Source organism: Verrucomicrobiia bacterium, assembly GCA_035574275.1.
Lineage (GTDB): Bacteria > Zixibacteria > MSB-5A5 > DSPP01 > DSPP01 > DSPP01.
Genome location: DATLYY010000052.1, coordinates 1 through 14684, shown reverse-complemented (window position 1 = coordinate 14684; position 14684 = coordinate 1). Strand labels below are relative to the sequence as shown.

Below are 14684 nucleotides of genomic sequence, written 5' to 3'. Positions count from 1 at the left end.
AATTTCATAGAGAGGAAAAAGGATGAAAAAGAAGGATTTGGAAAAATACGAAAAGCTTCTCTTGGCCCGCCGCTCGGAACTGGTGGAAGAAATGGGGCTTTTGAAAAAGGCGGCTTTGGAGACGACCATCAAGGACTCCTCCGGCGATTTGTCTTCCTATTCTTATCATATGGCCGATCAAGGGACGGACGCGATGGAGCGTGAGAAGGCGTTTTTGATGGCCTCCAAGTCGGGCCGGCTCTTGTATCACATCGACGAGGCGTTGCGCCGGATCAAGGACGGAAATTTCGGCAAGTGCCAGGAGTGCGGCGGCGACATCTCCGCCGCCCGGCTGGAAGCGGTTCCCCACGCCCGCTTGTGCATCGCCTGCAAGGAGAAGGAAGAGCAGGCCAAGCTGAAAGAAAATATGTAGATGGCGGCCGGTTTTTCGCGCCTCGCACCCTACAAATTATACGTTCTTCTCGTTTTCTTCATCTGGGTTTTGGACCGGTTCACCAAGTGGCTGGTGAAAAAGAACTTTGAACTGGGGGAATCGGTTTCGGTCATCGGGAATTTTTTCCTGTTCACCTACGTCGAAAACAGAGGGGGGGCCTTCGGCATCCAGCTGGGAGGGAGCACTTTTTACTTCATCGCCTCCATTGTCGTCATCCTGTACATCCTGTTTTATCTCTACCAGCATCCGGAGGACGGAAAACTTTCGCGCTTTTCGCTTAGCCTGATTTTGGGCGGCGCCTTTGGCAACCTGTACGACCGGGCCTTGTACGGCTCGGTCACCGATTTTTTTGATTTTGAGTTTTTCGACATCCCGCCGTTTCATCTCGGTCCCGCCCATTTTTCCGGAATGGAACGCTGGCCGGTTTTCAACATCGCCGATTCGGCCGTGACGGTCGGCATTGCACTGCTCCTTTCCGCTTCGTTTTTCTCCAAAAAAGAATTGCCTTCCCCGGCAGCGGCTGCCGATGCAAAGCTTTAAAGTCTCCGCCAAGGAAGCCAATCTTCGTCTGGACAAGTTTTTGGCCCTGGAGCTGGAGCAGGTGCTTTCCCGCTCGGCCGTGCAGCGGCTGATTGACGAGAAGAAAGTCACCGTCAGCGGCAAAATTCAGAAGGCCTCCTATAAAGTGCAAGCCGGGGACTTTATTGAAGTGGAGATTCCGCCCCGGCCAGTGTATGAAATCACCGCGGAAAAACTTCCGCTTAAAATCTACTTTGAAGACGAAGACGTTATCCTTTTGGAAAAACCGGCGGGGATGGTCTCCCACCCGGCCGTCGGTCACTGGACGGGAACGTTGGTCAACGCCCTTTTGTATCACTTCGGACTCGAAAAGGCGGACGAAGAGAACTTTCGGCTGGGGTTGGTGCACCGGCTGGACAAAAACACCTCGGGACTGCTTTTGGTGGCCAAGACGATGACCGCCCATTCGCAATTGCAGAAACAATTGAAGGACCGTACGCTCAAGCGGCGGTATCAAGCCATTTCCTGGGGGCATTTGAAAGGGAAAAAGGGGCTGATTGATCTGCCTTTGGGGCGTTCGCCGGCCGACCGGAAAAAAGTGGTTGTTACCAAGGAGCATTCGCGGCCGGCAATGACTGAGTATGAGGTTTTGGAAAGCTTTTCCTTCTCCCAGCTTCTGCAGATCGCTTTGCGCACGGGTCGCACCCATCAAATCCGCGCCCATCTTTCGCATTTGGGGCATCCGGTCTTCGGTGATCCAGAGTATGGAGGGCGGGATAAAGCCCTCGGAGGCATCAAGGGGGAGTATCGACAACAGGCCGCCCGGGCGCTGGAGTTGATTGACCGGCAGGCCCTGCACGCTTTTTATCTTTCCTTCGCTCATCCGGTTAGCAAGGAGAAACTGGAATTTTTTTCAGAATTGCCGGATGACTTTCGGGCCGTTTTGGATTATCTTCGGGCTTTGGAAAAATGAGCGGCGCAAACTCCTTTCGCGGAAAAACAAAAACGAAAGGGGTTTTGGTTTTGGCCTCCGGCGAAGTCTTCTTGGGCAATCTTTTCGGCCACGTTGGGGAATCCTCCGGCGAGGTGGTTTTCAACACCTCGATGATGGGATACCAGGAGATTCTAACCGACCCTTCGTACGAAGGGCAAATGGTGGCGATGACGTATCCCCTTGTCGGCAACTACGGGCTCAATTCGGAGGATTTTGAATCGCGCAAAAGCTGGGTGCGGGGGTTCATCGTGCGGGAGGCGTGCAACTTCCCTTCCAATTGGCGCTCGGAGTACTCCTTGGATGAATTCTTGAAAGCGCAAGGCGTTGTCGGCATCGAGGGGGTCGATACCCGGGCGCTGACCTTGTGCCTGCGCGAGCGGGGGGCGGCGATGGGGATTATTTCACCGGAAGTTTCCCGCATCAAGGAACTAAAGGAAAAAGCGGCCCGCCTGCCCGGGATGGAGGGGCAGGACTTGGCCAAAAAAGTTTCGGTTGATATGCCGTACTTCTGGGAAGACAAGACATTTGCCGGGACGAATGGCCGGCCGTGGAAAGTGGTGGCGTTCGATTTCGGCATCAAGCACAACATTTTGCGAAAATTAGGCGCCGTCGGCTGCCGGGTGCGGGTCGTTCCGGCGGGTACGAGTGCCGAAGAGGTTTTGGCCCACAAGCCGGACGGTATTTTCTTGTCCAACGGCCCGGGCGATCCGGCCGCCTGCCGGTATGCCGTGCGCGCAGTCGAACGACTCATCGGTTTGAAACCGGTCTTCGGTATTTGTCTCGGTCATCAAATCTTGGGTTTGGCTCTCGGGGCCAAAACCTTCAAGCTGAAGTTTGGCCACCACGGTGCCAACCACCCTGTTAAAAATCTCATTTCGGGAAAAGTGGAAATTACGGCTCAAAACCACGGCTTTGCCGTAGACCCGGCCTCGCTTAAGAGCGCCGGGCTGGAACTTACCCACATCAATTTAAACGACCAGACCGTGGAGGGGATGCGGCATAGCGAGTACCCGATTTTCTCCGTGCAGTACCATCCGGAGGCCTCGCCGGGACCGCACGATGCGGATTATCTTTTTGACGAGTTTATCGCGCTAATGAAAAAGTGGCGAGAGAAATAGGATGCCGAAGCGCACCGATATAAAATCGATCCTCATCATCGGCTCCGGGCCCATCGTAATCGGCCAGGCGTGCGAATTCGATTATTCGGGCACCCAGGCCTGCCGGGCGTTACGCGAAGAAGGGTATCGCGTCATTCTGGTCAATTCCAACCCGGCGACGATCATGACCGATCCGGAGATGGCAGACGCCACCTACATTGAGCCGCTCACAGCCGAGATTGTCGCCAAAATCATCGAAAAGGAACGCCCGGATGCGCTTTTGCCGACCTTGGGCGGGCAGACCGGGCTCAATCTGGCGATGATGCTTTACGAAAGCGGCGTTTTAGAGCGTTTCGGGGTGGAGATGATTGGGGCCAAGCCGGAGGCGATCAAGCGGGCCGAAGACCGGAAGCTTTTCAAAGAGGCGATGCGGGAAATCGGGGTGGACGTTCCAAAAAGCGAACAGGTCGCCTCCGTCCAGCAGGCACGGGAAGTTGCAAAGAATCTGGGTTATCCGGTGGTGATTCGCCCCAGCTTCACTTTGGGAGGCACGGGGGGCGGGATTGCCTATAACCCGGAAGAACTGAAGCAAATTGTCTCCCTGGGGCTTGAACTTTCACCCGTGCACACGGTCTTGATCGAAGAATCAGTCATCGGTTGGAAGGAATTCGAATTGGAAGTAATGCGGGACAAAAAGGACAATGTGGTGATCGTATGCTCCATCGAAAATCTGGACCCGATGGGGGTGCACACCGGCGATTCGATTACCGTCGCTCCGGCGCAAACCCTGACCGACAAGGAATATCAAAAGATGCGGGACTGGTCGCTGTCCATCATCCGCAAAATCGGCGTGGAGACGGGGGGATCGAACATCCAGTTCGCCGTCGACGGCCACACCGGTCGGATGGTGGCAATTGAAACCAATCCCCGGGTTTCCCGCTCGTCTGCCCTGGCTTCCAAAGCAACCGGTTTTCCGATCGCCAAAATCGCCGCCAAGCTGGCCTGCGGGTATACGCTGGATGAACTCCCCAACGACATTACCAAAAAGACACCGGCCTGTTTTGAGCCGGCCATCGATTACGTTGTCGTCAAAGTCCCCCGTTTCAATTTTGAAAAGTTTCCGGATGCCGCGCAGCAGCTTTCCACCTCGATGAAATCGGTCGGCGAGGCCCTGGCTTTCGGGCGGAATTTCAAAGAGGCGCTGGGGAAGGGTTTTTTCTCTGCAGAAGCGGGATATAATGGTTTTCTCTGGAATAAAAAGGAAGAACTTTCGCTCGAGAAAATAAAACAGGTTCTGGCCACCCATCATCCGGAACGTGTTTTATATCTGAAGACCGGCTTCGAGCAGGGACTTTCCGTTGAGGACGCATACAGGTTTACCAAAATCGACCTCTGGTTTTTGCACCATATCAAGGAAATTGTGGAATTGGCAACGCAAATCAAAAATTACGCCCAGCAGGAGCCGGGGCTTTTTGCCAAGAACAATTTTGACACTCTGCCGGAAGAACTTTTGCGGGCTGCCAAAGAATGGGGTTTCACTGATTTGCATCTTGCCAAACTGCTTAACACGTCCGAAGAGATTGTTACCCGCTTGCGGCAGAAAAAGGAGATTCTGCCGGTCTTCAAATCGGTGGATACTTGCGCGGGAGAGTTCGAGGCGTTCACGCCCTACTTCTATTCTTCCTACGATTTTGCCGGCGACCCGGTGAAAAAATCGGGCAAGCCCTCCGTCGTCGTTTTGGGCTCGGGGCCGAACCGCATCGGGCAGGGAATTGAGTTTGATTACGCTTGTGTCCACGCCGTTTGGGCCATCCGGGAAGAGGGGTATGATGCCGTAATGATAAACTCCAACCCGGAAACGGTTTCCACCGATTACGACACGGCCGACCGGCTCTATTTTGAACCGATAACCCGCGAAAACGTCTGGGCCATTTTGGAACGGGAAAACCCGTTGGGCGTTTTTGTCGGCTTTGGCGGCCAGACACCCTTGAAGCTGGCCAAAGCGCTCTCCAAATCGAAATGGAAAATTTTGGGAACACCCTACGAAGCTATTGACATTGCCGAAAACCGGAAGCGTTTTGCCCGGCTAATGTCGGATTTGGGCATTCCACAGCCGCTGGGAGGAACCGCGATCACCTTTGCCCGCGCCATCAAGACGGCGGCCGCGCTCGGTTATCCCGTTCTGGCGCGGCCTTCCTACGTTTTGGGGGGGCAGGCAATGAAGCTGGCCTATTCTTCGCGGGAGCTGGCGGATTATCTGCAAACGAGTTTGGATGTGACCCCGGAACGGCCGGTTTTAATCGACAAGTTTCTGGAGGAGGCCATCGAGCTGGATGTGGATTTGGTCTCGGACGGCAAAGAGGTTTTCATTGGCGGTATCATGGAGCATATCGAAGAGGCGGGGATTCATTCCGGTGATTCGATTGCCGTTCTGCCCCCGTTTTCAGTTTCCGATTCCACCTTGAAAAAGGTGGAAGAGTACGCCGTAAAAATCGCCCGGGCTTTGAAGGTAATCGGGCTTCTGAACATCCAGTTTGCGGTCAAGGATGACACGGTTTACGTTCTGGAGGCCAATCCCCGTTCCAGCCGGACGGTGCCGTTCGTTTCCAAGGCGATCGGTGTTCCGTTGGCCAAAATTGCAACTAAAGTCGGCTTAGGGCGGCGTTTGAAGGAGTTCGGTTTGCCCTCCAGTTATCAAAAACCGCACTTCGCGGTAAAATTTCCAGTATTTCCCTTCTCCCGTTTTCCCGGCGCCGAAGTATCGCTCGGCCCGCAGATGAAATCGACCGGCGAGGTGATGGGGCTGGACGCCGATTTGGGACTGGCCTTCTTGAAAGGCCAGCTAAATTTGGCCGGCGGTCTTCCAGACAAAGGTCGAATCTTTATTTCCGTGCGCAACCGGGACAAGCGGGCTTCCGTTTTTCTGGCCAAGCATTTGGTCGAGCTCGGCTTTGCGCTTTGCGCCACCTCCGGCACGGCCAAAGCGCTCTCGGCTTCCGGCATTCCGGTCAAGCCGGTCAAAAAGGTCTCCGAAGGGCGGCCGCATATCGTCGATTCCATCAAGGCCGGGGAGATTGCCTGGGTCATCAACACGCCGGAGGGGGAGATTTCGCAAAAGGACTCCCAAGCCATCCGCCGCGCCGCCGTGGAGCACGGCGTCACCCTGATAACCACTTTGGCCGGGGCGCAGGCCGCCGTGAACGCCGTGCAGTCCCTCAAGCGGGGAAAACTGGAAGTCCGCTCTTTGCAGGAATACTTCCCGGCGAAGCCGGTTGAGATTTTAGAAACGGCCTAACACGCTAAAGAACTTCCCAAAAAGACCAGATTCAAGAGAAGGACCAAATCGGCCGGCGATATTTCTCCGTCGCAATTCAAATCGTGTAAGCCCGGTATGGGTGCGGGATTGTTCAGGAATACGATGTTTAGTAGAACAACTACATCGGCAGCCGACAGCAAACCATCGCCATTTATATCGCCTCGGGCAGGGACGATGCCCAGCTTTTGTCTGGCCGCGACGGCCTTTGCAATCAGGTCTGAAAAGTCCAAACCATTTTGATAGGCGCGGATTTTAGTGGGGTTGCGATAATTATCCGGAATGGCCCCAAGGTTTTGGTTGAAGTTTTGCGGGTTGTTGTGAAACCCAGTTCCGACCAAAACCGCTATGGAAAAGGAAGCTGTGTCGCCGGGTGCTAATTGAAAAGGGCCGAATGAGTACAGATAACGCGCATCGAAACCACTGGCGATGTCGATGGCCGCGCCTGGATCCACCAAAGGCGGAATCCATCCGGTTCCAAAGCCGTAATCCGTAGAGCCGTGGTTTAAGGCGCTCCAAACCTGATTGTAATCCCTTTCGCCGTTGGAGAGGTAATAATACTTCATCCCGTCCCCCTCCGGCTGACCCCAGCCGCCGGACCAATTTCTGCGGCCTGGAGCTATTTGCGGGCCCCAATCAAGAGATGCAGTGCCGTTGGGTGTCCACCAGTTAAAGCTGGTTTTTGCCAATGGCTGTGAGGCACTTAAAAGATAAAGCCCGACAACAGCAGTTGGGCTGTTGGAGCGAAAAATTCCAGCTCCGGGGTCGCCATCTTCGTCCACGACGTAAGGAACTTCAATATGCAAGGGCTGGTCATTTACCACTGTGTCTTTCTGAAATAAACCAGATAGGTCATCCAGAAAAAAGTTGGGTGTATTAAGATGGCCAACGTCGCCATCCCAGAAAAAACCCACGTAAGCATCTTGTACGTTGTTAACGCCGATGTTTTCGAGCTTGTAGTGGATAAAGATTATATCTTCCAGTGACGGGCCTGTGTAAGAAAGACTGGTTTGCACCAGCTTAAGCCCAAGCGGTTTAAACGGTTTGCCACTTTGGGGGTCCGGATTTTCAACAAATTGGGGATCCGTCAGCGTGTCGTACATGGTGACAATGAAGTCCATGTCCGAAAGGGCATTCGGGTCATAGTACGGACTGGATGGATTGGTTGACCGACGAATGATCGCCCCTAAAACATCACAGTCGGCGTGCAGTTCTCCCCGGTCCGGGTCATATACCCATCCATCCGTTCCAATGGTAACGAGCGTATCGCCGTTCACTATTCCACCTACCCAGATGGCTCCTTGGAAAAGGTATTCGATTAATGAGCCACCCGGAAATTCAGCCGAAGAAGAAGACCCCCCGGTCAGGCAATCCCTAAGGCCCATCCGATCCATTTGATTACCCCAAAAGCCGTAATTGGTGGCAGTGGACCATAGTCGGCCAACCTTATGTGTGCATTGATCTTTGTTCGGAAGGCAAGTGGCCGAAATTTTCGGGCTTACGCCCTTTTGGTTTCGGGCAGGTATAGCTGAAGAGGTTATAGAATTGAAAGCCGTGATTAGTAACAGCGGGATGCTGACTTTCAAGAAGCTTTTGGCATTGGGCATAAACACTCCTTCCTGCGAACGTTTTTGGTCTTCCCTAAGAAGTTCGCCCTTTGTTGTCAATAAAGAATGAGGCAACTTTAATGCCGAAGCTCGGGTTATGACAACCTTTTGCTTTTCAATGAGTTAAAAACCGGAAAATCTTCCTTTACCGGCGGATTTTAGCCATATCGGCGAAAAGTTGTCGGAATTGGAGTTTAGCGCGGTAACAAAGATATTAGGCCGCTCTTTAATTACACGGCAGGGGCTGGCCGGGGAAGACGTTTAGCAAAAGCAGAACCAAATCAGCCGGAGAGGACTGGCCGTCGCAGTTCAGGTCGGTTTCGCTGACATCAAAGATGATTGGAAAGGGCTCTCCCATAAAAACCCAGTTCATTAGATAGGTAACGTCTTCAATCGTGCGTACGCCATCCCGGTCAAAATCTCCTTTGGGAAAAGTTTCCGGCACATCCAAATCGGCCAGGGCCTGGTGGAAGGCCTTTTTGGTCGAGTCCTCTTTCATATAATAGAGCGGAAAGTCAAACCAGACGAATCCCCCGCCACCGGGGACTGTGTGTTTTTTGGCCACGGCTTTGCCGTTTTTCTCGTCCGAATTGCCCAAAAGGGAGTTGAACGCGTACAGGTTTTCCGCGGAATCCCGGCCGATCAGATACCCCACGTTGGGCATGGTCGGGTAGGGGTAACGGGTGAAACCACCGGTGGTTGGGACGAAGTAATCCACCCGCACGGAGTCAACGGTAAGATGGGGATAGGCCGGGTTCTTCGAGCGCGCACCGGCAAAACCTTGGTGAACGGTGGAATTATTCAAGGTGTGGACCAAGGGGTAATATAGGCAATCAAAACCAAAACTCGCGCGAACCGTGTCCCAAATTTCCGCGCTGGCGTTCGGCAAGAGAACCGAGTTGTAATCGCATAGATAAACCGGGTTGGGCTGCAGGGGGGTCCACTGGGCCTCCACCAAAAGTTTGCCGCCGGCTTTCAAATAATCGGTGAAAAAGGAAAGAAACGACGCGTTGTCGTGGGCCAGCGGAGAATAGAATTCCGAAGAATGCAGGACGATGTACGGATAGCGGGCCACGAAGGCCGGGCTTATGGCAAAGCGCACCGCGCAATCGTCCAAGACAAGCGTGTCAAAGTCAAACCGCCGCAGCATCCGGGCATGGAAGTTGTAGAACGAATCGGGAGCGGCGAAATAGCGCTTCAAATACGGGCTGCAGTAGGCCGTGCGATCCACCAAAAGCAGCTTTTGCCCGAACACAAAACGCATCCCCACAACCGGCGGCGAAAGGAAGCTCGTATAACCGGCGCTGTTTACGGCGGCGATGCGGTAAAAAAAGCGTTCTCCCGCAACGGAACCGGCGTCGACATACGTGTTTGCATCAGGCCCGGTCGAATCAAACAGAGCGAAAAGGACGGTATCGTTGGGAGCCGTGCGGTAAATGCGAAAACCGGTCAAATTTGTGTCCGGCGGTCGCTGCCAGGCCAGGGTGATGTTTCCCCCTTCTTCCGGCCGCACGGCAAAATGGGCCGGCGTGGCGGGCAATAGAGAAACCGGTTTTAGCTCAACCGTTCCGAGGTCGGTGGTGTCGTTCAATCGCCCTGCGACCGTGAGCGTTTCAGGAATAAAACCGGCAAGTGAAAATTCCAGCCGAAACGTTCCAGAATCGGTGCGGACGGAAAAGTTGCCGGCCGGGTCGCTTTTGGACTGGCGGGCGGCTTCCAGCACGCGAATGAAAACATCCGGCACGGAGTCGCCGGTCAAAAAATTCACGACCCGCCCCTTTATCTGCCCGGCTTTGGCACCGTTAAAGCGCAAAAGCCACATCCCGGCTGGGGATGAATAGTTGGAGGCCAGAAGCGTGCCGGAAGGAAAGTAGGGGTAAAAATCCCAGCAGCCGGCAAAACCGGTGCTGGAAGACTGGGGAGCCGTATCATAATGCCCCACTTCAACCGGCTGCGTGGGGTCTTCGATATCCAGAATCACCACGCCGTCCGCGTAATACGAGATATAGGCATAAATTCCTTTTACCTGTACGTTATGAATTATGGAGGGAATTCCCGGGGGCATCCATTCCGCTACCTGAACCGGGTTTGCGGGATTGCGGATATCCCATACCCGCAAGTGGCCGGTTCCCGGTATTTCGTCCGAGGTGAAAAGAAATTGACCGTTTTCGGTCGGCCAACAGTTATGGGTAAAAGAATTCGGGTATACGACATCTGCGATTTTTTTGGGCAGGTTTTTGATGGTGATATCCACGATGGAAAAACCGGCAGACAAAAAAGCAATGTAGGCCGTGTCCCCTTTCACGTAGCTGTCGTGGGATTGCAAAACGTTTAAATAGCCGCCGCTGGGTTGGGAGGTCATGTATTGTCCCCGCGGTTGCAGGTTGAACGGATCGGATATATCAATAACCCGCCAACTGTACGGGGAATTGCCGTTCATACCCAAATAGGCATAGTGGCCGTCAATGTGAATCGCATGGGCGCCGCCGTGATTGCTTGACGTTGCATAGCTGGTAAGCGTGTAGGCGTTTTCCGGGTCGGAAAGGTCAATCACCTGCAGGCCGGAGTCCTGCTGGTTTACGGCGAAAGCGTAGTGGGAGTACGGGCGGACTTGCTTTAAATCCCCGCCGGTTGCCGGAACACTGGGTTTTTGAACAGGATTCGATGGGTCGGTTACATCCCAGATTTCCAGCCGGTTGAAGGCGCAAATCAGTGCGTATTCCTTGTTGGCGGCCGAATCGACGTACCCCCAGCACCCTTCCGTGCCGGAAATCGGCCGGAACGCCAGCGTATCGATGTTGAAATTGGGCCGGGCGTAGGCAACGGGAGTCACCAGAAATAGAAAGAGCGAAAAGATAATGCCGAAATTGCGGGTCTGCATTTTCAACATGGCTTCACTCGCAGGGAAGGGGTTGATCCGCAAAAACGTTCAGCAACAGTAAAACAACGTCCGCGGGGGAGGCGCCGCCGTCGCAGTTCAAATCGGCCTCGCCGGGGTCGAATCCCGGAAAAGGAAGACGGGAGAAGATGTAATTGGTTAAAAAAGGGACATCCACGGGATTGCGCATCCCGTCCTGATTGAGGTCGGCTTTCGGATAATCCTCCGGCAAACCGAGGTCGGCCAGCGCCAGGCGGATCGCTTTCTTGGCCGAATCCTCCTGCATATAGAAAAGGGGGAAATTGAACCAGACAAAACCGCCGCCAGCCGGGTCGAGATGTTTTTTGGCAACGGTTAGGCCTTCCTTGGGGTCGTTTCCGGGAACGATGGAACCGAAGCGGTACAAGTCTTCAGCGGGGTTTCGGTTGTCGAGGTAGCCGACGTTGGGGACCGTCGGGTATGGGTACGGTATGCTGGGGGAAAGATAGGCTTTAAGCCCCTCAGCGGCCCGGCTGGAATCGGCTTCCAAAAGCGGATAGCCGGCTTCCGCCGGTTGGGCGGAAAAAAAGGAGCGATTGACCAAACCGGTGTCGTACGGAAACACACGAGGAAAAAAAAGACAATCAAATCCATAAACGTTTTGCAGCGAATTCCACAGTCCGGATTCGACGAAAAACGGAAACTCAGCCGACGCACACTTTAAGTATGAGGCGCCGGCCGTAAAGCCGCCCATGGGCCAGTGCCCGTCCATCACCAGCCTTCCGCCGGCTTTCAGGAAGTCAAAGAAGTAAGAAAGAAAGGCCGGATTATCGCCGGTTATGGTGCGCAGCTCGGAGGAATGGACAAAGATGAATTTGTTTTGGGCCGTAAAAACGGGGGAAACACCTCCCGGCTGGGGATGCGTTTCATCCCGGAGGTTCAGGACATCAAAATCATAGCGGCGGAGGGCCCGCCGGTAAAAGTTTGCGATCGTGTCGCGAAAATAGCCGTAGGCCAACGTGCTTGAGGGACCGGTGCGATCCACCCAGAGCAGTTTCGGCTGGAAAGCGATGCGCATCGACCGGGCCGTGCTGGATTGGTACCCTTCAAAAAGCGCATTGACGGCGCTTATACGGTAGGAAAAGCGTTCCCCTGCGACCGTCCCAATATCCGTATAGCTGGTCTCCGCCGGGCTTGTGGAGTCGTATACGGAAAAGGCTGTCGTGTCGGAAGGGGAAGTACGGTAAATGCGGAACTTTGCCAAACCGGTATCCGGCGGCCGGCTCCAGAAAAGCATTATGTTGCCCCCGTCGACGGGGCTGGCGGAAAGTCCCTGGGGCACCGAAGGAAGGAGGGTGAGCGGAACCAGCCGGACGGTATTCACTTGCACGGTATCGTTGAAAACGGCGGCGACGCTCACGGTTTCGGGACGGAAGTCGGGATGAACGAACGCCAGCTGCACCATTCCCCCCTCGCTTCGGGACAGATAGTTACCAAACTCATCGGTTTTGGTTTCACGCGGGATGCCGACGAAACGGACGGCCACGTCCGAAATCGGCTCTCCGTTTTCCCAGTTGACCACGGTGCCGCGCAGTTTGCCGGCCCGGGTGTTGTCAAATCGCAGAAGCCACATTCCCGGCGGACCGGAAAGATTGGAGGCCAGAAGCGTGCCGGAGGGAAAGTAGGGGAAAAAATCCCAGCAGCCGTTGAAGCTGGCGCCGCTGGCGTCCGGCGCCGTGTCAAAATGCCCCACTTCCACGGGCTGGGTGGGGTCCTCGATATCCAGAATTTCCACCCCTTCCCCGTAATAGGAAGCGTACAGAAAATTCCCTTTCACTTGAACGTTGTGGATGATGGAGGAAACACCGGGAGGAAACCATTCCGCCACCTGCCGGATGCTGGCCGGGTTTCCGGGGGTGCGAATGTCCCAAACTCGAAGATGCCCGCCCGGAGTTTCATCGGTCGTGAAAAGATATTGCCGGTCTTCGGTGGGCCAGCAGTTGTGGGTCACCGCCTCCGGGTAGCAGACATCGGCAATTTTCTTGGGAACCGGTTTCTCCTTTAGATCGACGATGGAGAAGCCGGCGCCCAGAAAGGCGATGAAGCCCGTGTCGTTCTTCACGTAGCTGTCGTGGGACTGCGCGCCGAAATTGCCGCATACCGGGGCGAAGGTCATGTACGTGTCTTCGAAAGCCGGATTTAAGGGGTCGGAAATGTCTATTACATACCACTCATCGGCCGCCCCGTTCATGCCCAAATAGGCGGAGTCTCCTTCGATGTGTATCGTGTGGGCGCCATTAGGAAATGTATTGCCGGGAAAGCCCGTATCAGGCCAGACGGCCACCGTGCGCGCCATCTGGGGATTGGTCATATCGATTACCTGCAGCGCTGCCCGATTTTGGCCGCCATTCTGGTTGACGGCTATGACATAATTTTTATACGGACGGACCTGTTTCAAATCGGCGCTGAAACCGTTCAAACCGTCCGAGAAAACTGTTTTTATCCGATCGGGGCTGGCGGGGTCGGTTACGTCCCAGATTTCCAGCCGGTCGGTCGCGCACATTAGCGCATACTCCCGACCGGTTGAATCATCCACGTACCCCCAGCAGCCGCGGGTATTTTCGATTTCGAAGAAAAAAAGGGAATCTATATTAAAATTCGGACGGGCAAGTAGGGGGGCCGCCCCAAAGGTAACTATGAGAAAAAGCAAGAAACGCCGGACCACCCTGCCGCACATGCTCACTGTTGTCCGTTCCTTCCCTGGCGAATGTCAACCAACCCTGCCTGACGCCTCTAAAAGTAAAGTTAAGCGTTTTGGGACTTTCGTCAAGCACTTAGTTTTAAGGTTGACAATCGGATGAAAAATGATAGATTTAGTTTCTTCAAAACGGAGGATTTGTGTACGCGTTAGTGGAAATCGGAGGGCTGCAGTTCCGGGTGGAAGAGGGGGAGAAAATCAAAGTCCCCAAGCTGGAAGCGGCCCCGCAGGATACGGTTGAAATAGACAAAGTGATGCTCCTTTCCGGCGAGAAGGGGGTTGTGGTGGGCCGCCCGTATGTTTCGGGTGCCAAGGTGAAAGCCACGGTCGCCGACGTGGGAAAAGACCCAAAGGTCATCGTTTTCAAGTTCAAGCGCCGCACCAAGTACCGCCGCAAACGGGGCCACCGCCAGGATTTCACCCAGTTGGCGATCAACAAAATCGTTTGGCCCTGATTGAGCAGGAGTTCGCAAGTGCAAAGGCCGGGTTCGCCCGGCCTTTTTGCTATTGCCTTGCGCCCGTAAATTTTTATCTTGGCCGGGGTAGGGTTCAGGCGTACGGAATAGAAAGTTCAAAGGCCTTGAGCGAAGTCGAAAGGAAGGATTAGTGGCGACCAATATCGTAATTCCGCAGATGGGAGAAAGCGTAGTCGAGGCGACCATCGGCAAATGGCTTAAAAAAGAGGGGGACCCGGTCAAAAAAGATGAGCCGGTGGTGGAGATAATGACCGACAAAATCAACGCCGAGATTCCCGCCCACAAATCGGGCGTTTTGGGCAAGATTTTAATCGGCGAAGGGACCGTGGTGCCCATTGGAGCCGAAATCGGTGTTTTGCTCGATTCCGCCAACGAGCCGATTCCGGAAAAATATTTAAAAGGAAACGGCGGCGGGGTCTCCGCCATTCATTCCGGTTCCTCCTCCTCCGTTTCTTCCGCACCTTCGGTTCCGGCTTCCGTTCCAACCGTTGAAGAGGATGATTTGAAGGGGGTTAAAACCTCGCCGGCCGTGCGGCGTTTGGCGCGGGAGCATGGCATCGATTTGTCGCAAATCCAAGGAACCGGCGGGGGGGGACGCATCACCAAAGAAGACGTCGAGGCCTTCCTCGC

10 protein-coding genes are annotated in these 14684 nt (G+C 54.4%); 7 read left to right on the top strand and 3 right to left on the bottom strand.

The features are described 5' to 3' along the window. Nucleotides 1-22 precede the first annotated feature (22 nt). From VNL73_07575 to carB, 5 genes are read left to right on the top strand one after another with little or no spacing between them, the layout of a single operon-like run. Entirely contained in the window at nucleotides 23-412 is a 390-nt protein-coding gene (locus VNL73_07575) for a TraR/DksA family transcriptional regulator (protein ID HXF49268.1), read from the top strand. Then, nucleotides 413-973, top strand: a complete 561-nt coding sequence (lspA, locus tag VNL73_07570) for a signal peptidase II (GenBank protein HXF49267.1) — start codon at nucleotides 413-415, stop codon at nucleotides 971-973. Continuing rightward, nucleotides 960-1925, top strand: coding sequence for an RluA family pseudouridine synthase (locus tag VNL73_07565; GenBank protein ID HXF49266.1), 966 nt, complete (start codon nucleotides 960-962; stop codon nucleotides 1923-1925). The genes lspA and VNL73_07565 overlap by 14 nt, the downstream gene beginning before the upstream one ends. Then, entirely contained in the window at nucleotides 1922-3064 is a 1143-nt protein-coding gene (gene carA / locus VNL73_07560; protein ID HXF49265.1) for a glutamine-hydrolyzing carbamoyl-phosphate synthase small subunit, read from the top strand. Before VNL73_07565 ends, carA begins: the two co-directional genes overlap by 4 nt. 1 nt (nucleotide 3065) lies before the next feature. Beyond that, the gene (gene carB / locus VNL73_07555) at nucleotides 3066-6338 is read left to right on the top strand and encodes a carbamoyl-phosphate synthase large subunit (GenBank protein ID HXF49264.1); all 3273 of its coding nucleotides are present in this window, start codon (nucleotides 3066-3068) and stop codon (nucleotides 6336-6338) included. On the opposite strand, the gene VNL73_07550 is transcribed toward carB, so the two are convergent. The 3 genes from VNL73_07550 to VNL73_07540 all read right to left on the bottom strand — a co-directional run bounded on the left by VNL73_07550 (nucleotide 6335) and on the right by VNL73_07540 (nucleotide 13557). Then, nucleotides 6335-7963, bottom strand: coding sequence for a hypothetical protein (locus VNL73_07550; GenBank protein HXF49263.1), 1629 nt, complete (start codon nucleotides 7961-7963; stop codon nucleotides 6335-6337). The genes carB and VNL73_07550 overlap by 4 nt on opposite strands. Before the next feature lie 226 nt (nucleotides 7964-8189). Further along, nucleotides 8190-10853, bottom strand: a complete 2664-nt coding sequence (locus tag VNL73_07545) for a choice-of-anchor B family protein (protein ID HXF49262.1) — start codon at nucleotides 10851-10853, stop codon at nucleotides 8190-8192. Nucleotides 10854-10857: 4 nt separating this feature from the next. Next, complete coding sequence (locus tag VNL73_07540; GenBank protein HXF49261.1) at nucleotides 10858-13557, bottom strand: choice-of-anchor B family protein; 2700 nt, start codon at nucleotides 13555-13557, stop codon at nucleotides 10858-10860. A gap of 161 nt (nucleotides 13558-13718) precedes the next feature. Here VNL73_07540 and rplU point away from each other — a divergent pair, with 161 nt between their 5' ends. Together rplU and VNL73_07530 are read left to right on the top strand one after the other, a co-directional pair. Next, a complete protein-coding gene (rplU, locus tag VNL73_07535) occupies nucleotides 13719-14033 on the top strand; it encodes a 50S ribosomal protein L21 (protein HXF49260.1) in 315 nt (104 codons plus the stop codon). A 151-nt stretch (nucleotides 14034-14184) separates the two neighbouring features. Next, a partial coding sequence (locus VNL73_07530) for an E3 binding domain-containing protein (protein HXF49259.1) occupies nucleotides 14185-14684 on the top strand: 500 nt, incomplete at its 3' end.